We start from the raw sequence: 332 nt of genomic DNA, 5'->3' as shown, positions 1-332 counted from the left end.
ATATAGTGCAGTCAGCCACAATACACCCAAAGAAATGTCTCTGGCTTAGAGATCTCTTCTCCTTTTGCAACCACAATAATTGTAGCATTTGTAGATGTAATATATATGGTTTTGTTTTACATGTTTGCACAGCGAAACACATATTGAAATATGTTAAAAACATTCTCCTAAACAACGGAATTTGTGGTTGCAAAGAACAAAGTTCTAAATTGAGTAATATTACTTCGCCAATCTATAGCAATGCAATGTGGCAGAACTTGAAAATCCCACATAACATTGGTTTTTATATTGATAAATTTTTCCATCATAGGGTGTATTGCGCATGACTATTC

This window comes from Bartonella sp. AA83SXKL, from assembly GCF_042196965.1.
Taxonomy (GTDB): Bacteria; Pseudomonadota; Alphaproteobacteria; order Rhizobiales; family Rhizobiaceae; genus Bartonella.
The sequence above is the reverse complement of the archived record's forward strand: the minus strand, read 5'-3'. Positions refer to the sequence as shown.